Origin of the sequence: Sphingobium sp. CECT 9361, from assembly GCF_918741285.1 — a bacterium.
Taxonomy (GTDB): Bacteria; Pseudomonadota; Alphaproteobacteria; order Sphingomonadales; family Sphingomonadaceae; genus Sphingobium.
This window is the reverse complement of record NZ_CAKKNC010000037.1, coordinates 1-22,803: the sequence shown is the minus strand read 5'-3', so window position 1 is coordinate 22,803 and position 22,803 is coordinate 1. Positions and strand designations below refer to the sequence as shown.

Here is a 22,803-nt window from a genome sequence, read left to right as displayed (position 1 = left end):
ATATGATCTCAACTTCACGTAGCTTGCCGATGATCTCTTCCGGCTTGTGCTTCTTGCTTGGCATTCAATGTCCCCTTCGTGGTCCAGACTATCATAGTCTCTGGGCCACTCAGCGGGGGGCAGATCAGTAAGCGACCAAGTCATGATCTCGATGGATTGGTTGCCAACGTTATTGGCTGCCTCAGGAGCAAGCCCGGATGCTCGCTATCCCTCCGACGGTATCGATCTGTCTTTTGTTTATGACGGACTACCATCTGTCGAACGCACATTATGCTGGCGCTACCTCAATCTTTCACAAGAGGCTTGCCGCCACGGTGATTGGAAATATCTTAAAATTCTTGGAAATAGGTTTCTGTTTAATGTGGTCGATGATCCTTTAGAGCGCGCTAATATGAAAGACCGCCAACCGGCCATTTATAATGATCTTGTGCGGCGATATCGAGAATGGAACGGCCGAATGCTGCCAATTGATCCGACCAGCTTTACCAAGGGATTCACCGGAGCCGAATTGGCAGATCATTACGGCGTTGAAAGCGATCGAATGGTGATCGAAAAGTCGATCGAGCGTTAAATCGGCACATTTATCTCTTTTAAGGTATCACCGGGTTTTTCTTGATATCTGCCCCCGAATGTTCACTCGCGATATTACTCTGCCGGAAGCCGATCTTGATTTGGGGGCGAAGGATAAGACCGGTTAGCTGTTATATGGTTGCCGTGAAATATTTAGCAGTCGGCTAAATTAATTTAATTTTCAGCCAGATTATATCGTTCTTTAGAATGCCTATTGAACGTACACTATTACTTATAACTATCCATTTATTTATTAAATGGCTATATTTCTAATCTATTTTTTTCAATAAAAGAAATTAATAAAAAACAAACTTGGGAGAGTTTCATGAAGACTTGTCTTTTAGCCACCGCTAGTCTAGCCGCACTTGTTCCTGCAGCGGCCTATGCGCAGGATAGTAATTCTCCAAATTCTCAGACAGAGGCGACAGCCGGTAGCAGCGATGTCAAGGTCGGCGTCACTGACATCGTCGTTACAGCGCAGCGCCGCTCAGAGCGCTTGCAGGACGTTCCGGTCTCGGTCACTGCGGCCACGGGTGAGCGTTTGGCGGCAGTTGGCATCCAATCTTCACAGGATTTAAGCGTCATAACGCCGGGGCTCACCATTCCGCAGACCTCGGGCTACACCCAGCCGCGAATCCGCGGGGTCGGTACTACATCAAACGGTCCGGGTGTGGAAAATCCAGTCGCCACATACATTGATGGCGTCTACATCGCGAGCGCGCCCAGCTCGCTGCTAACACTCAACAATATTGAGCGCGTCGAGGTGCTCAAGGGGCCGCAAGGTACGCTCTTCGGGCGCAATGCAACCGGCGGCCTCATCCAGATTATCACCAAAGACCCCAGTCACACCATGGGCGGAGCGGTCAATCTCAGCTATGGTAATTATGAGACAATCATTGCCGATGCCTATGTAACGGGCGGCCTGTCAGAGACCATCGCAGCGGATGTCGCGCTGCGCTATGAGCACCAGAGTAAAGGCTTCGGTACCAATCTGTTCAACGGCCGGGATGTTGGGAAGCTCGATCACGACTTTGCCGGTCGCATGAAATTGCTGGTCGAACCGAGCGACGCAACGCAAATTAGGCTTTCTTTCGACTATGAATCTCGCGACAGCGATCGTGATATCCAACATCTCAAACCAACACCCGGCATTTTCGATTTCCAGTTTCTTGGCCCCTTCCCTCTTGGCGGCACCTATGACGTCAATCAGAATTATGAGTTCCGCAACAAGCTGGAAGCAGGCGGCGCGTCACTTCAGATTGATCATGATTTCGGGGCTGTCGCATTAAAGAGCATCACTGCCTATCGCAAATCGAAGTTCCAGTTCAATCTCGACCTCGACCTACTGCCGTTCGATGGCTTTACTGCGGCCAGTATTGCCAAATTTAATCAGTTCAGCCAGGAACTCCAATTGTCTTCAACGGATTCTGGCCCGCTGAAATGGGTTGCTGGCCTTTATTACTTCCGTTCGAAGGATGGCTGGCAGCCGATTGACATCGGTATTGGCGCGCTCGTCAATCAAAATGCACCGGGCGTTCCGTTCCACATTATCGATCAGAATTATCAAAAGACCGATGCGGGCGCGGCATACGCGCAGGCGACGTATGAGATCGTGTCCAACACCAACCTGACAGTTGGCGGCCGCTACAATTACGAGCGCAAGACCGTTAGCGGAACAGAGTCTTTCACAGCCTTTGGCGCCCCAGCTGGCACCTTACCATTCCCCGCTACTGATCTCGGGGTGCCCACCAAAGCAACGTTCAAACGCTTCAACTATCGCATTGCATTGGACCACAAATTCTCGCCCGATATTCTCGGATACGTCTCTTACAATACTGGGTTCAAGAGTGGCGGCTTCGTACTCGCCAAACGCGACGCCGATCCCTTTAAACCAGAAGATATCAAGGCTGCGGAAGTGGGTCTGAAAACCCAATTCCTCGATCGCCGTGTGCGCTTGAACATCGCTGCGTTTCGTTATGACTATAGGAATATCCAGGTGCAGCGCTTCGACGCCGGCAGCCAGTTGATCTACAACGGTGCGAAAGCGGAAATGTATGGTGTGGATTTGGACGGCGAAGTCATTCTGGGGGACGGCTTGTCCCTGACGGGTGGCTTCTCCTATATCCATGATCGCTTCAAATCGTTCCCGCAGGCCGACCTTTTGCAGCCTGATGGTTCTATCGTGCCGCGGGAAGCTGCCGGGAATAAATTGCCCCAGACCCCGACTTACACATTTAATCTGGGTGGTGATTATTCATTAGAAACTGGTATCGGCAACATTCGCCTCAACGCCAACTACTATCGCCAGAGCAAGGTCTTTGCGGCGCCGGACAATCTCACGTTTCAAAAGGCCTATGACCTGATCAATGCGTCGATCGCCTGGACCGATACAAGCGACAATGTGACGGTCAAGCTGTGGGGAAGAAACCTTGGAAAGACGGTCTATACCACCTCTTTAATCGAGGGGTTCACGGGGCTTGATGTTTCCTACGGCTACCCGCGCACCTATGGCATCACCGCTGGCTTCAAATTCTAATCTAAAGCCGGCTTAGCTTTTCATCCCTTTCGCCCAATAGGGCGGGAGGGATTTTCCTTTGTCCCAATAAGCGGTGATCGGACCGTGAACGGCATGCGCTTCCGACGGCTCGGCTGCGAGACGGCATTAAGGTCTATGAAATCGGATCAAAACATAACGCGCTCTAACAATCAGAGGCGGATTGATGAGTGTCGATTAATCTGCGCGAAGTCTGCAGAACCCGTTATTTGTATGCAGCCACAATGCGATCAATGATCAACATCGTCTGACCACTGCTCCCAGGATTGAATGCGGGCTGCATAGATCTGCTTGACCATCGGCAGCAGCTGTTGCCCGAGCATCACATGAAGAGGAGGCTCCGCCGCGTCCACCACGCTTAGCAGCGTTTTTATCGTCGCGCTTGGGTCGCCGAACATCTCGGGAGAAAGTGCTTGAGCCAGTTGTTCGCGCGCTGCGTCGTAGGCGGGAAGTGGAGCGGCATGCCTCAAGGAACTACTTTCCATGAAGTCAGTTTTGAACGGACCGGGCTCAATCAGCGTTACCTTCAGGCCGAATTGTTCCACCTCGAGTGCCAGCGTCTGCATCAAGCCTTCGACCGCGAATTTCGTCGCCTGATAGATCCCGCCCATCGGAAACGCGACCAATCCTCCTACGCTGGACACGGCAAGGATATGGCCTCGGCCCTGCTCCCGCATCACGGAAACGGCAGCTTGAACCACCGAAAGCGAACCCAGTACATTGGTTTCGAAATTGGCGCGGGCCTCATTGATCCCGACCTCCTCGACAGCACCAAGCAATCCATATCCGGCATTGCTCAAGACGATGTCCAACCTTCCGAAATGCCGATGGGCTTTGTGCACCGCTCGACCCACGCCGTCATGGTCGGTAACATCCAGTTCCATTGGAAGAAATTGGTCGCCGAATTCATCCTTGAGATCAGCTATTGCGGAAAGTTTTCGGGCGGTCGCCGCAACCTTGTCGCCACGCTCCAACACCGCTCTTGTCCATAGCCTTCCAAAGCCGCGTGAGGCACCGGTGACAAACCAGATTTTTGCTTCGACCATGTGTTAAGCAGGCTCGACGCGCAGTATAAGCTTATCGCGTCCGCGGATAAGGTTGTGCATGACCATCTCTTCTTCAACGAGATGCAAGCTCTTTACGCGGCGTATCAGTATCTCAAGCATCGTTCTGATCTCAAGCTTCGCCAGATGCATGCCCGCACACAAATGCATACCGTAACCAAAAGCGACATGGTCGCGCGCATCCCGTGTGATATCGAAGCTCTCGGGGTCCTCATACCGCCGCTCGTCCCGATTGCCGCTGGCGTAAACCATCATCGCCCAGTCACCAGCAAACATTTTTACCCCGCTCATATCGTAGTCACGTGTCAGCTTACGCCCAAATGTTCGCGCAGGCGATTCCAGCCGCAAAGCCTCTTCGATAGCTCGGTTTATCAGTTCAGGGTCGTTGCGCAGGCGCGTCCATTGCTCGGGATGCTGCGCGAACAGCGCGAGGGCATTACCCAGCCCGTTGATCGTCGTATCGAGAGCCGGACCGGTATAGTCCATCATCATCTTGCGCGCCTCTTCTTGAGAGAGGTCACCAGCGTCGGCGGCACGGAACAGACCGGCTGCCCAGCCATCAGGGTCCAGTGCTTCACGCGGGAGCGTATGGAGATAGGTAAACGCCTCGACCGCAATCTCGATGCCCGACAATGTTCGCGGGTGACCCTCCGGCCCAAGGGCATCGAACAACCCCCCGGCCCAATATAACATGTTTTTTTTGCCCTGGTCCGTCAATCCGACAAGGTCTGTGACGACGGTGAGCGGCAAAAACCGCGCTAGTTCAGAAATAGCTTCAAACTCTCCTTTTGCCACGAGCTCTTCGACCCGCTGCTCTGCGAGCGCGGCCAGACGGTTCTTCATGGCGTTAAGGGCACCAGGCAGCAGTGGCTTGTTAAAAACGCGACGCAAGCGGGCGTGATCGGGATCGTCCGAAAAAATCATCACGCCTTCGCTATTTTGGTTGGCCTCGGCATTCATGCCGATCCCGGCCGAAGATGTGAACACTTCCGAGTTTCGCAGCGCGTCCCGAAGTTCCTTATGCCGTACCACGGCCCAGCAGTCATAGCGTGTGAGCCAGACCGCTGGTCCCAAGTCGCGAAGCTGCTTGTAATAGGGATAGGGATTGGAAACTACTTCGTCCGACCAGAAGTCGATATCAGAAATAGGGGTCCTGCTTTGTGTAATCTGATCTATTCCCATGAACCGAACTCCATTCAACTGAGATTACGGGGGAGGACGGCCCAAGCCCCGCAAAGAATAGCGGTGTCGATCAGGATTATACCCTGATCGACACCCGATTTCCGTGCGTACGCCCTGCCCCTGGATCGGCAGGATCTAGGAGTGACTGTCAGAACTTCTTTGTTACACTTAAACCTACTGTTCGAGGTGCCCCATATGCTGCGGTCCTCGAAAACCCCAGCAAGCCAAGATTGACGTTCGTGCTGCTAATATAGGTGTCGTCCGTCAAATTCTTGACGTAAGCCGAAGCCGACCAGCTTGCATCGGTTGACTGCCAGCCAAGAAACAGATTGACCATCGTCCGGGATGGCTGTGAAGCTTCTACAGTGTTGAAGTGATTGAAGAAAACCCTATCATACCAGGTCACATTGGCGCGTGGCGTGAAATCGCCAATCGGCGATGCGATGGTGTAACCAATTTCTCCGCCCACTTGCCAATTGGGAGCACCAGGCAACTGGTAGCCGGTCAGATCTTGCGTCGGACCACCGGTAGCTGGATCGATAGATGTCGCGCGATTGGCATGAGCTCCGTCAAAATCGAAGAACTGTTTGAACTTCTGATCGAGATAGGCAACGTTGAGCGACATCGTCAGATTGTCGGTCGGCTTGCCGGTTATTTCGGCTTCCATCCCTCGAACGCGCGCTGACGTTGCGTTCTTCGTTGTGATGACAGTGCCAACGATGATGCTTTCCTGAAGATCGGTATAATCATAGTTGAAGGCCGAGAGATTAACGCGGAGGCGTCGATCGAAAAGATCGGCCTTTATACCTATTTCATAATTGGTCAGTGTTTCGGGATTGAACGGAGCTTGCAGCCCTCCGATATTGTATCCGCCTGATTTAAAACCCTCAGAATAGGTAGCATAAAACATGATGTCGCGCGTAGCCTTGAAGCTTAGCGTTGCCTTTGGGTCGAACGACGTCCAGGTCTTGGTCTGATTGGTGGTGCCACCGAGCGACCCGGCTGCCGGATTAAAGGTCGTATTCAGCGCGTTGTCACGAACGAAGGGGGTAAGCAGGTCGGTCTGCAGCTGTTCATCGAGATCCTTTGTTTCGTGGCTGTAGCGGGCACCCAGGTCTAGCGACCACTGATCACTCAGGCGTATATTCAATTGGCCGAAAGCCGCGTATGCATCAGTATTCACGCGTCCGTACGAACCGTAAAATTCGTAATACTGATTTGGATCGACGACACCCGTTAAGCCGAACGGAGCTGCGAACACCAGCCCCTTGAAGGGCACCTGGTTGGTTGCAGTGTTGACCTCGTTGAAATAATAGCCCCCGACAATAAGATCAGCAAATTCGCCGATCTTTTGCGACAAACGAAGTTCCGCAGAATAGATCTCTGCCTTTTCCCGAATGAAAATCGGTCCAAGTAATGCTTCCGAACCATCGATACTTGATTCTTGAAGAAAATCGAACTTACGATAGCCACCGAGCACCGTAAAACGGGTATTGTCGGACATGTCGAGATCGGCCTGACCGGAAATGCTCCATGTCTCAAGACTGCGCCGAGGACCTGCTCCCGCTGCATCCTGGGGATCCGTTGGCACGCTCAAGCCCAACCGCTCCACCACCGGCACAATCGCCAAACTTCCACGCCCTGCGTAACGATATCCGCCGGAATGGTCCTTCAATTTGGTATAGTCACCGGTAAGACCGACTGTAAGATTGGACGAGGGTGTGAAACGCAGTTTGGCGCGGACGCTTCTTTGATTTTCGTCGTTCACATCCTCACCGGTCGTAATATTGCGCCCATAACCGTTGCGATTGATGGTACGGAAGGAAATTCTAGCTGCAACATCCGAAGACAAGGGACCACCCACGGCGCCCTCGGTAGCTATCAGCCCATAGTTACCGACCTCGCCGGTGACATACCCGTTCAATTCAGTGCCAGGATCGCGAGTTAGGAAATTAATAGCACCCGCAATCGAGTTTCTCCCGTAAAGAGTACCCTGAGGGCCGCGCAGCACCTCGATACGATCAATATCGTAAAAGCCCAAGAAGGCTGTCTGGTTTCTGCTTTGATAGATGTTGTCGGAATAGATCGCGACACGGCCTTCGCCACCTGGCGCGATCGCATTATAGCCAATTCCGCGAATAAACACGCGCGCATCTGACCCCACGCGGTTGAATGTGAGATTGGGAATATTGGTACTCAGACCCTCTACATCGACGATGTTCCTTTCACGCAGCGCCTCACCACTGACGGCCGAAATTGCAATGGGCGTTGTTTGGACCGATGAAGAGCGACGCTCGGCCGTAACGACGATGTCCGCAATGCCCGATGGGATTTCTTCGGTGGCTCCTTCCGTGGACTGACTCTGAGCGGCAGCCTGCGTCGACATGATAACTGCCGCTACTGCGACAGATGAAAACAATTTCCCTCTCATAAACTTTCTCCCCTAATTAGTTTTTTACTTGCTGGTTTGATGGTTGTTAGGCGTTGATAATTCATTGCGTGTATTCGGCGCGAACTACCCGGTTCCTCAGCACGCCGATCCCTTCAATTGCGAGCTCGACAGTGTCCCCGATAGATAAAGACCGCCCAAGCTCGAATCCGCATCCGCCCAATACTGTGCCAGAACCAAGAATTTCACCTGGGTAGATGGTCTTTTCACGGCTAAACTGAGCAATAGCGTCTTCGAACTTGTGGTACATTGAGCCGGTATTGCCCCGGGTCCACTGCTCGCCATTAATGGTCGCAGTCATGGTCAGATTATATGGATCTTCCAGTTCGTCCGGAGTCACGATGCATGGCCCGATACCCCAACTCCCTGGAAAGTCTTTTCCTTCGCCAGGTCCGTTCATGGTGTACATCAGCGGCATCTGAATGTCGCGCGCCGACCAGTCATTGAGAATGGTGTAGCCAAATATATGATCTCTCGCAGTTCCACGCGAGACGTCTTTGGCTTTGCGACCGATAACGCAGGCCCATTCAAGTTCGAAGTCAATATACTCTGAATAGCTCGGCCAGACGATATCGACGTCGGTCCCGCTCACTGACGTATGATCGGCATTGTAATAGACACACTGCTTCTTAAAGGTCGGATTGAGATTATATTTCCTCGTTGCGATCAGGCTTCTGTATGCCGTTTCAGGATCACTCTCCTCCGCCGCAGCCCGCCGCGCCATTTGCTCCAGTACGATTTCCATATGCTCAAGCATCAGGCTGCAATCGCGCAGGCGCACAGGCCGCGGAAGCGGTGCCAATATCGACACGTCGGAAAATGCACGCATCGCCTTTGCATCGCTGCTGGCAATCACTCCACGCGCTGCGTGCCATGCGTCGGGTCCAGCATCGATCAATGCCTGCATAGACGCGAATGCGGGGAGCGGGCGAGCCTCTGTCAGATCCAGCACCTGATCTTCAACCAGCGCGCCGAGCCGCTGCCCGTCCTGATGGGCAAAAGTAACCAGCTTCATGACAACTCCATTAGATAAGCGTTACCGAACCCGCAGTTCGACGAGCCGACAGAAGTGCTTTAAGGTGCAACCCGTCCAGGGGGCTGGCCGCTATCGCGGAAACTGTGGCGGCATGACCTCGGCAATATCGCTACGCCATTGCGCAATCGATTTAAAACCTGCGCTATTCCGGCACATGGTCTCTGTTTCTTCAATAATTTCTGCGTCGCTCTTGTTGAGATCAAGAGGCACATAGAATGGCTGGTTGGCATACCAATCCGTGTCGACAAAGAACTCGATATAGTTCCCCTCCGGGTCGTGGGCATAGAGGCTCCATGCATTGCCATGGGCGGCAGTGGTAATCCCAGTGGCTCCCCCCGTTTCCAGCCGCCCTCTCATGTCCCGCAGATCGGCAAGGGATGGCATTTTAAAAGAGATTTGCTGGATGACCGGACCAAAATCCGGATCGACAGTATTCTTCGGAATATTTGCCGGCCGACCATTAGTCAGCACGATCTGATGATGATCCTCTGGATCACGCGACATGAAAACCACCTTCATGTCGCCAAAATCACCTTGGTCAGTGATGACAAAACCCAAGACATCCACATAGAAGCGTGCCATTGCGCTCACGTCAGACGTAACCAGTCCTATGTGTGAGAATTTCAGCATCGGCGGGGATTTACTTTTGGTACCCTGTGTCATATCTCTCCTCGCGGCCTTTGTAACACGCCGTTTTTTACCCTCTCTTTGTATGAAGTTGCCGGTAAAACGTCAGATGAGAAGTCACCGACGCTGATACCCAAAATGTCAGTTCCAACCCTCTGAATCTTAAGATCTGAACGAAAATCGACTCACAGTTAATTGGATTGTGCAGCCAACTCGTTGATATACGCTCGCATCGTGCGCGGCTCTCGACCCAAAATAGTGCGCAAAACGAGGTCGTTGCCTCCTGGAAAACCATAATTGCTGTAGAAGCGATCAATGCCTGCGAAGGCACTACGCAATATCTGGTTGGGCGGCATGTTCTGGTTATTCCACTCGTCAATGGACTGGGTACGGGTGCTGATCGCCCTGCCCAGCGCTTCCGACATCATGTCCACAATATCCTCGCGCGAAATAACGCCCGCTGCGGAAAGATCGAAAACACCGAATTGCAGACCATCCTCGGTCAAGGCCTTCGCAGCCACTTCAGCAACGTCCCGATAGTCGACATAGCCGCTTTTCTTGTCTTGAGCCCAAGGTTCGATATATTCCCCGGTATCCAGTACCTTGCTCCAGAAAAAAACGCCTGTTGATTGCATCAAATTTGTAGGATGCAGGATGGTGAAAGCGAGGCCTGACTTGATGAGAGCCAGTTCGACCGGAAGCTTCTCGCGGTGGTTGCACATGTCTGTGATAAACGGATACATCACTCCGGAAAGCACGAACCGCTCCACACCTGCCTCAGCCGCAAGCTCAACTAGGCGCACACCCAACGCCGCCTCATCCGAAAGAAACTTGGGCGGAATGTAAAAGACACCGCCTACGCCGTCCAACGCTCGGCGCACCGCCGCTTCGTCCCTCAAGTCTGCCCGCGCGATGTCGGTCACTCCAGTGGAACGGGCGACAGCCGCAGCCTGGTCGTGATGCACCATTGCGCGCACTTTGGCGCCCCGCTTAAGGAGTTCCGGCGCGATGTAGCGACCGAAATGACCTCCAGCCCCTACTACGAGGATCGATTTTTTAGGCATTTTCTCTCCCTTCGCTGTGCGCATCAGGCTATTTTCTGCCGCCTTAGTCGATACATCCTTGCGCATGACCAAGTTTAGCCGGCGGTTGTCCGTTCGTCAGATGAGTAAACGGCACACCTGATACTTTGGCGATGAAGCTACCCCGGTTCCGTGATTCAGGTATCGGCAGGTGTCATTTCTGATCGCCTCGCACTCCCCTACCCGCTTTAAGGAACAGGGGAAGCTATCCGGCAATCGGCTTTTTGACCGGAAGTAGAAAAGAGGCAATTGGTCATGATCATAGAGAACGCCCTCATTACCATAGGAGCCGACCAAGCCGAGGCGTTCGAGCGCGCGGTAAGTGAGTGCGTGGGTATTTTCCATGCTGCTGAAGGTTGTCACGGCATGGCGCTCGCTCGCATCGTCGATCAGCCAGGCCGCTACCGGTTGCTCGTCCGATGGGATAGTAAGGCGCATCACGCCCCCCAATTTTGGGAGTCTCCTGGCTTCCAGCAATGGCGATCCCGTATATCGCATTTCTTCATTGAGACGCCGACATTGGAATACAACGAACCGGTTGCCACCTATTTCTGATGCTGGCGACTAGGTAGTAAGTTGGTGTCCTCCGGGCCGTCATACACGGCGCGAAATAGAGAAATCGGATGAGAGAAGAAGAAGCGCTCTTCCCAGAACTGCCGGTGATCGATAGCGCACACCATCTGGTCGATCGCGTCAGCGACGCCATAGCCCCTGTGCTGGGCCTCCGCAGCTTTCTACTCGGAGATTATCTCGCTTATCTACACTCGGGCCATAACGTAATCGCGTCGATCGTAGTTGAAGGGCAATGCATGTATCGCGCGACGGGGCCAGAAGAACTGCGTTGTGTTGGTGAAACGGAATTCCTCAATGGGCAGGCCGCTATGGCCGCGAGCGGCCTTTATGGCCCTTGCCAAGTCGGCGCAGGCATCATCGCTGCACTCGATTGCCGGGCGGCCAATGTGTCGAGGATTATCGAGCACCAGATGGCGGCCGCGCCCCAGCGGCTAAAAGGGTTTCGCCAGACAGCCTTATGGGATGCAGATTCCACAATTTTGGGCGACATCTTCGACTGTGGCGAAAGCCTTTACCGTCAAGACGCGTTCTTGCAGGGGTTTTCCCATGTGGCGCGCTCGGGATATTGTTTCGATGCATTCGTTCTTGCGCCAAAGCTTGCAGACGTCAGGTTTCTCGCGTCCCGCTTTCCTGAGACGCAGATCATCCTAAACCATGTCGGGCAGCCGATCGGCGTCGGCCGGCATAAGGGATGCTTTGCCGAGGAATATCAGCTATGGCGAAGAGACATGGCGGAGATCGCCAAATGCGAAAACGTTGCAGTCAAACTGGGCGGCTTGGGATCATATCTTTTCGGGTCGAAGAGCTTCCGAGCGCAGCCTTCGGCATCGTCTGCGGACTTGGCAGCGGAATGGCGCCCTTATGCGGAAGCTGCGATCGAACTGTTCGGCGCCGGACGCTGCATGTTCGAAAGTAACCGACCCACCGACGACGTCGGGAGCTTTGGAACCTTGTGCAACGCCTATAAGCGAATGACGGCTGAGTGCTCACAGGATGAGCGCCGTCAGATTTTCGCGGGGACCGCTCAGCGCATATATAACTTGCAAATCGAGGAGATACCCCCGGCATGAAATATAAGCAAATGGGATCCACCGGCCTATTCGTATCAGAAATTTGCCTCGGCGCGATGACGTTTGGTGGCGATCCCGACACGCAAGCATTTCGCGGTATGGGCTATATGACACAGGATCAGGTCGATGCTGTCGTTGCCCGTGCGCTTGGCGCAGGCGTAAACTTCATCGACACCGCCGACACCTATTTCCAGGGTCAATCAGAGCGCATGGTTGGCCAAGCGCTGAGGAATCTTGGCAGGTCGCGGAAGGACGTGGTAATCTCAACCAAGACATCAGGTATTGTCGGTCACGGCCCGAATGATCGCGGCGCATCGCGCGGGCACATTATGGATGCGGTAAAACTCAGCCTTGAGCGCCTCCAGACAGATTATATCGACCTGTATCAAATCCACCAGACGGATAGCGTCACCCCCCTCGATGAAACACTGCGCGCGCTGGATGACCTCCGCGCCCAAGGGCTAATCCGCTACTTTGGCGCCTCCAATTGGCACGCATGGCGAATTGCGATGGCGCTGGGAACCAGCGAGGCGAAGAATTACGGTCGCTTGGAAACGATACAGGCCTATTATTCGATCGCGGGGCGCGACATCGAACGAGAGATTGTGCCGCTGCTCGAAGCCCAAAAGCTGGGGCTATTGGTTTGGTCGCCTCTGGCGGGGGGGCTGCTGTCCGGCAAGTTTGGACCAGGCACGCAAACGCCGGAAGATTCTCGGCGTGCTTCTTTCGATTTCCCTCCAGTCAATACCGATCGCGCATGGCCTATCGTGGCGGCGATGCGGGAAATAGGAGATGCGCGAGGTGTATCGGTTGCCCGCGTTGCCTTGGCGTGGGTACTCGCCAAACGCTATGTCATGTCAGTCATCATTGGCGCGAAAAACACCGACCAACTGAACGACAATTTGGCAGCTGTTGACCTTGCCTTGCTGCCTGAGGAGACGCAGAGACTCGACAAGGTAAGTGCGCCGGAGCTAGAATATCCCGGCTGGATGCTCGCATTTCTGGGCGACAGCAGGGTGCCGATGCCTTTCGAACCGTGACCTCGTTAAACGGAAGGTAGCCGAAAGCGCGCCTGCTTGAAGCACTGGTTTTGCCTATCAGATCGGCCCAGCACACGTCCTTCAGGTATCGCAAGGTGGGAAATGTCATCTGACAGCACGACTTCTTCAGTCGTATTTGATCGCGCCTGTTCGGTTGCTGCCGGACACAAAACCGCAGGTCGGACAGGGACGAGGACGTACGAAGAAAAATGGCAAATAAGGTCTATAAGGAGTCAGCCTTGGCATTGGCTGATCTGCTCCAAGACAACATGACGATCATCTCCGGTGGCTTCGGCATATGTGGCATCCCAGACTCGCTGCTCGCGGCAATCGAGCAATCCGGAGTCACAGGTTTGACCATTGTAACAAACAATCCAGGTTTGGACGGGATGGGTGTTGGCCGGCTCGTAAATACCCGGCAGATAAAAAAGCTCATCGCTTCCTATGCTGGAGAGAACGCGACATTCGCAAAGCAATATCTGGCAGGTGAAGTAGAGCTAGAATATTGCCCGCAGGGGACGCTGGTTGAACGCATTCGCGCCGGCGGCTCCGGCGTTCCTGCGTTCTATACGCCCACGGGCGTGGGAACGCAGGTGGCTGAAGACAAGGAAACGCGCGTCTTCGATGGGCGAGAATATCTGCTGGAACGCGGGATATTTGGCGATCTAGCCGTGATCCATGCGTGGAAGGGCGATACCGAGGGAAACCTAATCTACCGGATGACTGCCCGGAACTTCAATCCGGTCATGGCCACCGCCGCGAAAGTTACGGTTGCAGAGGTCGAATATCTTGTCGAGCCGGGAGAGATCGATCCGGAACACATCATTACTCCGGGAATCTTCGTCAAGCGCATCGTGGAAGTGGCGAAACCCCACAAGCACATTGAAAAACGCACTGTGCGCCCACGCGCCTGAGAGGAATAGTTATGCCTTGGAACCGCGAACAAATTGCAGCCCGCGCTGCGAAAGAATTGAAAGACGGCTTTTACGTCAATCTGGGGATCGGCATTCCCACGCTGGTTGCCAATATGCTTCCCGACGGCTTGTCCATTCAGCTTCATTCCGAGAACGGAATGCTCGGCATGGGACCGTTCCCCTATGAAGGTGAGGAAGACGCTGACCTTATCAATGCTGGCAAGGAAACTATCACTAAAGTTCCCACCACCTCTTTCTTCGACAGCGCGCTGAGCTTTGGCATGATGCGCGGCGGCCATATCAATATTTCGATTCTTGGCGGACTTCAGGTGTCGGAAAAGGGCGATCTCGCCAACTGGACAATCCCAGGGAAGATGGTGAAAGGCATGGGCGGCGCGATGGACCTTGTTGCCGGGGTCCCGCGTATTGTCGTGGTAATGGAGCACGAGGCCAAAGGCGAATCCCGCTTGGTAAAGGAGTGCACCCTGCCCCTTACCGGCAAGCAGGTAGTCGATCTCGTTATCACCGATCTTGCGGTGTTCGAGGTTGACCCCAACCAAACCCCCTCCTTGAGGTTGATCGAGCTAGCCCCGGACGTCACTTTGGAGGAAGTCCGACAAAAAACTGCGGCTAATTACGTCGAAGCGCTAAGCTGACAGCCGCACTCCCGCTAGACCAACAAGAAGGAACGAGAGAGCATGGAACCTGTAATCGTAGGATGGGGACATTCGAAATTTGGCCGTTTCGACGCGCTAAGCCTGGAAGACCTTATCCATTCGGTCGCACGGGAAGCGATGGAATCTGCCGGGATCGAAGGCAAAGACGTGGATGCGGTCTGGCTAGGTCATTTCAACTCTGGTCTAGTGGCTGACACATTCTGTTCTTCTATGGTTCTGAGTGCCGACCCCGGCCTGCGCTTCAAGCCTGCGAACCGCTGCGAAAATGCGTGCGCAACGGGTTCGGCAGCAGTCTATGCGGCTATCGATGCAATCCGTAGCGGTCGGGTGAAGGTTGCTTTGGTCGTCGGCGCGGAGAAGATGACCCACCAAAACACCGCTGGGGTCACGCGCGCGCTGGCGGGTGCCAGTTATCAGAGAGACGAAGCGCATGTCAGCTTCCCCGAAGTATTCGCTCGTTATGCGCAGGCCTATGCCGAGCATTATAGTGACCCGGTGGAGGCGATGGCGCATATCGCGGTAAAGAACCACGAGAACGCCCTTCTTAATCCCCTCGCGCAGATGCACCGTCGGCTCGAGCTGGACTACTGCCTTGTGCCCTCCGAAAAAAATCCAATGATCGCAGCGCCGCTTAAAGTGACGGACTGCTCGCTCATTTCCGATGGCGCAGCGGCGCTTGTTATAGTGTCGGACGAATTGCTCTCCGATTTCCCAAAGGCAGTCGGTTTCCGTGCCTATCAGCAGGTGAACGACTATCTGCCAATGGCAACCAAAGATCCCATCGCCTTTGCAGGTCCCAGCCGGGCGATAGCGCAGGCTTACGCACAGGCCGGGGTCACGGTAAATGATATCAGTCTTGCCGAGGTGCACGACTGCTTCACTATAGCCGAACTCATGATGGTAGAGGCGCTCGGCGTCACCCAGCCCGGCAAGGCGCACCAAGCGGTAATAGAAGGACAAACGCGGCGTGATGGCAAGTTGCCGATCAACCTGTCGGGTGGTCTCAAATCGAAAGGTCATCCGGTGGGTGCCACTGGTGTGTCAATGCTCGTCACAGCAGCCCGCCAGCTGTTAGGCGAAGCTGGGGACATGCAGCTGCCCGGCGCATCGCTGGTCCTGACGGCCAATATGGGCGGGGACGCCGTCGCCAGCTATGTCTCCATCCTAGAAGCGGTCAAAAACTGACACCGGACGGGTCGCCCGCTAACGGGAAGGATAGGATATGATCCCTCAACTGCGCTCGATTTCACGCGAAGACATGATGAAACGTGTCGCGCTATTCAAGGATCTCAAGGGATCGAAAACGGGCCTGCCCGACAGCGGTTTACCCGAATGCGAGCGCGAATTGATAAATGTGATCGGGTTCCAGCCTCCCGAGGGCGAAGGTGCTGTAGTATCGCCTGTTGGCGCTGATGCTGCGCGACACTCAGCTATCCCAATCGCTGAAGGATTCAACCTTGGTTTTGCGCGCTGCAAGCCGGGGCGCGGCCCGCTGATGCACAACCACGATACCAATGAGACCTTCATGCCCATCACTGGTCGCTGGCGATGTGAATGGAATGAGGGCGCAGAGCGTGACTTCATTGACGTCGGGCCGTGCGATGTCGTGTCCTTCCCACCCGGTGTTGCACGCCGTTTCATGAATGTGACGGAGGCCGAACCCGAAGCGGAGCACGTACTCATGTTCGTAATCGCTGGCAATGGACCAAAAGCGGAATTCACTATCGCTGCGAACGCGATCATTGAAAGCGGGGGCGATGGGCTACCATCACCATTCGCCTGACTGATGCCACCCCTCCCCGCCCCACCTGGCACTGCACGGTTGCGATCGATGCAGCGTCGATATCCTGATCGCACCCTTCGCCCCAATGGGCTGACTTGGCGCATTCGCGACAGCGGCGGAAACGGCACGCCTTTACTCCTGTTTCCCGGAGGCTTGGGAAACGCGGACATATACTATAATCAGATGCTCGACTTGACGCCGGATATACGCTGCATCTGCGTAGATTATCCAGATACCGATTTTGATGTGACCGCTGACAGTCTAGCCGCGCTGCTGGATGCATTGGCGCTGGATCGCGCCTGCATGTTAGGCTCGTCGCTTGCTGGATATTGTCTTCAAGTCTTCGGAGCGCGCCACCCTGAACGTGTCGATGCGATGATATTGGCTAACAGCTTTTACAATTCTACCGAACTGAGCGCACATCCGTTGTTTGACAGATCACTGCTTGAATCCGTGTCTGGCGAGGAACTCAAGACTGATTGGCTCAATCGGTTGGAAATGCGGGAAGCTGACGAGCTACGCGAAGTGCAGATCACGATCCTGCGCGAGGGCCAGACTGGCGAGCTTTTGAGACGACGGCTGCTCGCCGCGGCCACTGCGCCGGAAGCCCCAATTATCCTGCACGGGCTGTTCCCACTTTTTATCATCGACTGTGCCGACGACCCGCTCCTCCCCGCAGCGACGCGCAATGCATTGGCAGAGCGCTACCCCGATGCTCCGCGTTTCACACTGCCAAGTGGCGGGCATTATCCATCCGTGACTCAATCGCACGTCTACAATCGCGTTATTTTAAAGGCAGTGCCGCATGGTTTGGCCTGACGCATGGAAGTAAAGTCTTCGTTCGTAGTACTACCATGCCGTCCGGATAGTCGCTGGAGGCAAGGCTTCAGGCGCAATACTCAATCGGCGCTGTCAGCAGCTGGGAGCAGGCTCGACGGTTGTGAGTAAATTGGATCAAGAGGCAGCTGCATGAAGAAGACTATTACATGTGTCGAAGACCTGCGGCTCATCGCCAAGCGGCGCGTGCCAAAGATGTTTTATGATTATGCAGACTCCGGTTCATGGACTGAGAGCACCTATCGCGCCAACAGCTCGGACTTCGAAGCCATTAAACTGCGGCAGCGCGTCGCCGTGGACATGACCAATCGCTCGTTGGCAACAACACTCGTTGGCCATGAAGTGACCATGCCGGTGGCTTTGGCTCCCGTTGGCATGCTGGGAATGCAGCATCCCGATGGCGAGATACTGGCGGCGCGGGCCGCGGCAAAGGCAGGCGTTCCGTTCACACTGTCCACGATGAGCAACTGTTCGATTGAGGATGTAGCAAAGCAAACCGACCAACCCTTCTGGTTTCAGATTTACGTGATGCGCGACCGCGATTTCAGCGACCGCTTGATCGAACGAGCCAAGGCAGCTGGATGCTCCGCCCTGGTGCTCACACTCGATCTGCAAATATTGGGGCAAAGGCACAAGGATACTCGTAACGGTCTCAGTACCCCGCCGAAGCCGACTCTGGTGAACCTCCTCAATCTTGCTACCAAACCGCGCTGGTGCTGGAACATGTTGCGCACCCCGCGTCGTTCCTTTGGCAATATTGCCGGCCATGTTGAAGGCGTAGCCGACATGAGCTCGCTGTCATCCTGGACCGCGTCGCAGTTTGATCCTCGGTTGAGCTGGGATGACGTAAAGCGGTTTCAGGACAAATGGCAGGGCAAGCTCATTTTGAAGGGCATTCTCGACGCAGAGGACGCGGAAAGTGCGGCAAAAACCGGAGCGGAAGCAATAGTGGTTTCCAACCATGGCGGCCGGCAGCTTGATGGAGCGCCTTCGTCGATTGCCGCGCTGCCCGCCATTGTAGATGCAGTAGGCGACAAGATTGAAGTGCTGATGGACGGCGGCATACGGTCCGGGCAAGACATCATAAAGGCTGTAGCGCTGGGTGCGAAGGGCGTTCTGCTCGGCAGGGCTATAGCTTATGGACTTGGCGCACATGGGGAGCGGGGAGTGTCAATGGCCCTCGACATTCTGCGCAAGGAGCTGGATACGACCATGGCACTATGCGGGCTGCGGGACATCAAGGATGTCAACGCACGCATCCTCGCTACCTCCCAACATCAGCCTGAATTTGCTAGGCGCTGAAATTGAGCAGCTTCATTCAGAATGTCGTTCCAGGTATCCCCATCATGATTTTTTCAATCCTCCAAGCACTTCTATATTCACTAGACGTAGGAACGGCTCGTCCCCACCGAAGAACTTCAAGGTTAAAATTCAATTGAACAATAGCTCGAACCTTTCCACAGATATTTCGGCTAGATCGGGTTGCGACCGTCTGGACGAAAATGTGCGAGGTTTCGAGCAGGATGCTGCACCCTCACCCTTCCTACTTGTCGTGGTCGGTCTGAGCATCTCCCTGTTCGCATCCAATCTCTATTATGCCCAACCGCTGCTCACCACGATCACCAGCGACCTGCACCTCGCTCCCTCCTGGGCAGGAAGCATAGTCAGCGCTGGCCAAGTTGGCTACGCGCTGGGACTTCTTATGCTTGTGCCCATGGCCGACTCGGTGGAAAATAAACGGCTTGTGCTTATATGCTGGTTCTTCACCCTAATCGGCCTGATCGGGTTAGCGACTGCACAGTCAGCTGCTGTTTTTTTGTTTTCCGCGGCGGTTGTGGGATTTTTTTCAAGCGGCGCCCAAATTCTGCTTCCCTATCTTTCCCATATAATTCCCGAACTCCGCCGTGGGCGCGTCATTGGTGCGATAATGGCAGGCGTCCTCACATCCGTTATGCTCGCAAGACCTTTTGCATTGTTTGTTGCTTCGGCTTTCGATTGGCGTGCAGTCTATTACCTATCGGGTGTGGCTACGTTCAGCGCGGGTGCTGTGCTATGGCGGACGATGCCGGCTAGAATGCCGAACCGCCGCATTCGTTATCGCGAAACACTTCTTTCTATGTGCAAGCTGTTTCGTAACGAGGCAGAAGTAAAGCGCAGGACGGTGTATCAGGCGCTTCTGTTCGCCTCTTTCACGATGTTCTGGACCGTATCTCCCATCGTTTTGACCGAGCATTTCGCCTTCAGCCAAACGCAGATCGGTTTGTTCGCTCTTGCCGGAGCCGGAGGTGTATTCGCTGCACCACTGGCTGGCCGTGTCTCTGACCGCGGATCGACAAGGGCGGGAACCACGGTCGCGAGCCTGCTCGTTGTTGCTTCATTCTCCCTTTCAATCTGGTCGGTTGAAACGGGGATATTGCTGGCGCTTGTCTCGGCGGCAGTTGTGATTGATGCATCGATACAGACAGCTCAGGTGCTCAGCCGCATCGTGGTGCTTGAAGTAAACTCGAAAATCCGCGGCCGCATTAACGCGCTTTATATGACCATCGTCTACCTTTCCGGAGCAGCGGGGTCCATTCTCGGGGTGTCGCTATATTTCAGTTTCGGTTGGACGGCCGTTGCGATTTTGGGTGTCGTGGCTGGCTTGGGCGTACTCGTCGGCGTTATGACTGAAAGCTCACGACCTCGCCCTGCTCTGTCCTGAAGTAAACGTCGACCGTTACAGGCCCAGCCGCACAAGGAGAAAGTCCATGGCGATCACAGACATAGCGCAAAGTGAAGCCCCAATTGCGGCACACAGGCCCGTCATCGACACGCACCATCATTTCTGGGGGGAAGGTCACTCCGGTGCGGCAAAGTTCGGCGTGTTTCTTCCTGAAGATTTTATTGCCACCGTCAGCCAGAGCGGTCACTCGCTCGCAGCGAGCGTTTATGTCGATTGCGGCTGGGCCTTTCGCAAGAATGGGCCGGAGCATTTGCGATGCGTTGGCGAGACGGAATATGCCGATGCGGTAGCCACTCGGTTCGCATCTGCACCTGCACTGGTCGGCAAACTATGTGCAGGCATCGTGGGCAGGGCAGATCTGATGCTCGGCGACGCCGTGACGGAGGTTCTCGAAGCACATCTGGAGGCCTCGCCAAACCATTTTCGAGGCATCCGCGAACTGGTGGCATATGATCCCGATGCTTATCAGGCGCTGTCCATCCCCCCAGGGAAAACACTTGACCCGCGTTTTAAGGCCGGGTTCGCTAGGCTGGCACCGCTAAAGCTGAGCTGCGATCTGTTATGCACCCACACGATGTTAGCCGATGTTGCCGATCTCGCCCGCACGTTTCCGGAGACGTCGATCATACTCAATCATCTCGCTGGGCCAATAGGAATTGGCCGTTTTGCCGACAAGCGAGCAGAAGTGCTGGCAGACTGGCGTGGCAAAATCGTCGATCTGGCACAATTTCCTAATGTTTTTATGAAACTAAGCGGCATGGGGTCGGATGTCATGGGCTTAGGTTGGCAGCATGGCAAATCTTCTCCAGACTCCGGCACGGTCGCTGCCGCGATCCGTCCCTATATCGATACTGCAATCGACGCCTTCTCGCCGGCGCGCTGCATGTTTGGTAGCAATTTCCCCGTCGACCGCCAATCCTTTAGCTATGGAGTGATGTGGAATGCCTTTAAACTTGCGACAGCAGGTCATTCCGTGGACGATCAAAGCCAGATGGTTTTTGGAACCGCTGCGCGCGTTTACCGGCTAGCGATCTAGCGACCCCGCTTTTCCTCCTAGCCATCAAATGTTCGATCACGCTGCGTGCGAGCTTTGCGCCCGCATTGCCGGTTTGCACTTTGTTCGTCGGTTAGCGGATCGTGGGCATCGTAAGTGCTAGAGCGCCAATACTGGCATGCATCTGAAACACGTGCTTTGACGTGTCTATGCCCCGATAATCTTGTCCGCGGACGGTTTCCTCAAATGAGATCTACAACGACCTTATTCTGGCACATTTGTGCCGCCTGGGGGCCGTCCACCCCCAACAACCGCTCTCAGCGCATGGCTGCGGCAAGTTCGTGTTGTAACGTCTCGACCACGCCCTGAATTTTGGGCAACAAGTGGCGACGCTGCGGATAGACGGCCCATATCGGCTCATCTTCAGGCTGGAGATTATCCATGATACGCACAACCATGCCGTGCCTGAGATAGGGCAGGATGTAGAAATCAGGCAGTTGGCATATACCCAAGCCGGAAATGCACGCTTCGATAACCGCCTGGCCGCTATTACAGCGGAACCGGCCCTTTGGACGATAGACCTGTTCAGCGCCACGGTCCGCAAAATGCCATGTGCCGCTGGTTCCGGCGATGCATTGATGCGAAGCCAGTTCCGCTACCGACTGCGGCGTACCGGCCTGCGCAAGGTAGCTAGGAGCCGCGCACGTGTAGAGCGTGCGCGATGCAACCCTCACGGCGATCAGTCGAGCATCGGAAACAACGCCCGTCCTGATGCCTAGATCATATCCCTCTGAAACGAGATCGATGACGCGATTTGAAAGGTCAATCGTGACGGTAAGTTTATGATGCGACATCGCAAAACGCCGGATGATTGGCGCAACAAAACGCTCGCCCATCGCCGTCGAACACGTGACGCGCAGTTCTCCCTGCGGCTCGCCCTCTTCCCCGATAAGCGCAATTGCCTCGTCACGTTCCTGGGCAATTCTCTCGCATCGTTCGAAGAACACCCGTCCTGTATCCGTCAAACGCACGGTACGGGTCGTGCGGTGAAACAGTTGGGCCTGCACGCGCTGTTCCAACGCGATGATGGCCCGGCTCACATGAGTGGGGGACATTCCAATAGCCCTCGCAGCACGCGTAAAGGAGCTCGCGGTGGCCACCGCAATAAATTCATCGATCCCGTCCCAGTTCGACATTAATTATCCCCATAGTGACATTGTCTATTTCCAAATGACCTTATTAACGCGCTTTCGGTTCAATGGTAGTACGAGCGTAAGATTCGGAGATGGCGGTCCGACAATGATGTTGAGCAGTTCGGGCAGGGCTGATGTGTGTTTGGCCCAGGCGTTTGGATCTGCGTGGATTGCCTCATTACCACTCTCCCTATTTTATGGACCCATCAGGAGTTGATGATGAAGACCCGTGCTGCCGTAGCCTTCGAAGCAAAGAAACCTCTTGAGATTGTCGAGCTCGATCTTGAGGGCCCCAAAGCGGGCGAAGTCCTGGTCGAGATCATGGCGACAGGCATCTGCCACACCGACGCCTATACGTTGGACGGTCTTGACAGCGAAGGCATCTTCCCTTCGATCCTTGGGCATGAAGGCGCAGGCATCGTGCGCGAAGTCGGTA

Annotated in this window: 21 protein-coding genes; 14 read left to right on the top strand and 7 right to left on the bottom strand. The window is 54.7% G+C overall.

What is annotated here, in order from left to right; translation table 11 throughout:
- Positions 1-142: 142 nt before the first annotated feature.
- Together LQ220_RS23295 and LQ220_RS23290 are read left to right on the top strand one after the other, a co-directional pair.
- On the top strand, positions 143-571 hold the full coding sequence (locus LQ220_RS23295) for a hypothetical protein (protein WP_230190425.1): 429 nt from the start codon (positions 143-145) through the stop codon (positions 569-571).
- 324 nt (positions 572-895) lie between these two features.
- The gene (locus tag LQ220_RS23290) at positions 896-3,106 is read left to right on the top strand and encodes a TonB-dependent receptor (protein ID WP_230190424.1); all 2,211 of its coding nucleotides are present in this window, start codon (positions 896-898) and stop codon (positions 3,104-3,106) included.
- Positions 3,107-3,354: 248 nt separating this feature from the next.
- Here LQ220_RS23290 and LQ220_RS23285 read toward each other — a convergent pair whose 3' ends face one another.
- The 6 genes from LQ220_RS23285 to LQ220_RS23260 form a co-directional block, all read right to left on the bottom strand.
- Positions 3,355-4,170, bottom strand: coding sequence for an SDR family NAD(P)-dependent oxidoreductase (locus LQ220_RS23285; protein WP_230190423.1), 816 nt, complete (start codon positions 4,168-4,170; stop codon positions 3,355-3,357).
- 3 nt (positions 4,171-4,173) lie between these two features.
- Positions 4,174-5,148 (bottom strand): cytochrome P450, encoded by a 975-nt coding sequence (locus LQ220_RS23280; RefSeq protein WP_230190422.1) that lies wholly within the window; start codon positions 5,146-5,148, stop codon positions 4,174-4,176.
- A gap of 370 nt (positions 5,149-5,518) precedes the next feature.
- Positions 5,519-7,801, bottom strand: a complete 2,283-nt coding sequence (locus tag LQ220_RS23275) for a TonB-dependent receptor (RefSeq protein ID WP_230190421.1) — start codon at positions 7,799-7,801, stop codon at positions 5,519-5,521.
- A 61-nt stretch (positions 7,802-7,862) separates the two neighbouring features.
- Positions 7,863-8,834: a fumarylacetoacetate hydrolase family protein gene (locus LQ220_RS23270; protein ID WP_230190420.1), complete on the bottom strand. Its 972-nt coding sequence runs from the start codon at positions 8,832-8,834 to the stop codon at positions 7,863-7,865.
- A gap of 90 nt (positions 8,835-8,924) precedes the next feature.
- Positions 8,925-9,518, bottom strand: coding sequence for a VOC family protein (locus LQ220_RS23265; RefSeq protein ID WP_230190419.1), 594 nt, complete (start codon positions 9,516-9,518; stop codon positions 8,925-8,927).
- Between the two features lie 155 nt (positions 9,519-9,673).
- A complete protein-coding gene (locus tag LQ220_RS23260; protein ID WP_230190418.1) occupies positions 9,674-10,612 on the bottom strand; it encodes an NmrA family NAD(P)-binding protein in 939 nt (312 codons plus the stop codon).
- 207 nt (positions 10,613-10,819) lie between these two features.
- Here LQ220_RS23260 and LQ220_RS23255 point away from each other — a divergent pair, with 207 nt between their 5' ends.
- The 11 genes from LQ220_RS23255 to LQ220_RS23205 all read left to right on the top strand — a co-directional run bounded on the left by LQ220_RS23255 (position 10,820) and on the right by LQ220_RS23205 (position 21,216).
- Complete coding sequence (locus LQ220_RS23255; RefSeq protein WP_230190417.1) at positions 10,820-11,119, top strand: antibiotic biosynthesis monooxygenase; 300 nt, start codon at positions 10,820-10,822, stop codon at positions 11,117-11,119.
- A 68-nt stretch (positions 11,120-11,187) separates the two neighbouring features.
- Entirely contained in the window at positions 11,188-12,207 is a 1,020-nt protein-coding gene (locus LQ220_RS23250; RefSeq protein ID WP_230190416.1) for an amidohydrolase family protein, read from the top strand.
- A complete protein-coding gene (locus LQ220_RS23245) occupies positions 12,204-13,247 on the top strand; it encodes an aldo/keto reductase (protein ID WP_230190415.1) in 1,044 nt (347 codons plus the stop codon). Before LQ220_RS23250 ends, LQ220_RS23245 begins: the two co-directional genes overlap by 4 nt.
- Positions 13,248-13,456: 209 nt before the next feature.
- Entirely contained in the window at positions 13,457-14,161 is a 705-nt protein-coding gene (locus tag LQ220_RS23240; RefSeq protein ID WP_230190414.1) for a CoA transferase subunit A, read from the top strand.
- 11 nt (positions 14,162-14,172) lie between these two features.
- Positions 14,173-14,817, top strand: a complete 645-nt coding sequence (locus LQ220_RS23235) for a CoA transferase subunit B (RefSeq protein ID WP_230190413.1) — start codon at positions 14,173-14,175, stop codon at positions 14,815-14,817.
- A 42-nt stretch (positions 14,818-14,859) separates the two neighbouring features.
- Positions 14,860-16,023, top strand: a complete 1,164-nt coding sequence (locus tag LQ220_RS23230) for a thiolase domain-containing protein (RefSeq protein WP_230190412.1) — start codon at positions 14,860-14,862, stop codon at positions 16,021-16,023.
- A gap of 37 nt (positions 16,024-16,060) precedes the next feature.
- On the top strand, positions 16,061-16,621 hold the full coding sequence (locus LQ220_RS23225; RefSeq protein WP_230190411.1) for a hypothetical protein: 561 nt from the start codon (positions 16,061-16,063) through the stop codon (positions 16,619-16,621).
- A 3-nt stretch (positions 16,622-16,624) separates the two neighbouring features.
- Positions 16,625-17,440 carry an alpha/beta hydrolase gene (locus tag LQ220_RS23220; protein ID WP_354958526.1) on the top strand — a complete coding sequence of 272 codons (816 nt, stop codon included), beginning with the start codon at positions 16,625-16,627 and terminating at the stop codon, positions 17,438-17,440.
- 150 nt (positions 17,441-17,590) lie between these two features.
- Positions 17,591-18,760 (top strand): alpha-hydroxy acid oxidase, encoded by a 1,170-nt coding sequence (locus tag LQ220_RS23215; RefSeq protein ID WP_230190409.1) that lies wholly within the window; start codon positions 17,591-17,593, stop codon positions 18,758-18,760.
- Positions 18,761-18,893: 133 nt separating this feature from the next.
- Complete coding sequence (locus LQ220_RS23210; protein ID WP_230190408.1) at positions 18,894-20,159, top strand: MFS transporter; 1,266 nt, start codon at positions 18,894-18,896, stop codon at positions 20,157-20,159.
- A gap of 46 nt (positions 20,160-20,205) precedes the next feature.
- Complete coding sequence (locus LQ220_RS23205; RefSeq protein ID WP_230190407.1) at positions 20,206-21,216, top strand: amidohydrolase family protein; 1,011 nt, start codon at positions 20,206-20,208, stop codon at positions 21,214-21,216.
- Positions 21,217-21,491: 275 nt separating this feature from the next.
- Here LQ220_RS23205 and LQ220_RS23200 read toward each other — a convergent pair whose 3' ends face one another.
- A complete protein-coding gene (locus LQ220_RS23200; protein ID WP_230190406.1) occupies positions 21,492-22,370 on the bottom strand; it encodes a LysR family transcriptional regulator in 879 nt (292 codons plus the stop codon).
- Between the two features lie 216 nt (positions 22,371-22,586).
- Here LQ220_RS23200 and LQ220_RS23195 point away from each other — a divergent pair.
- A partial coding sequence (locus LQ220_RS23195) for an alcohol dehydrogenase catalytic domain-containing protein (RefSeq protein ID WP_230190365.1) occupies positions 22,587-22,803 on the top strand: 217 nt, incomplete at its 3' end.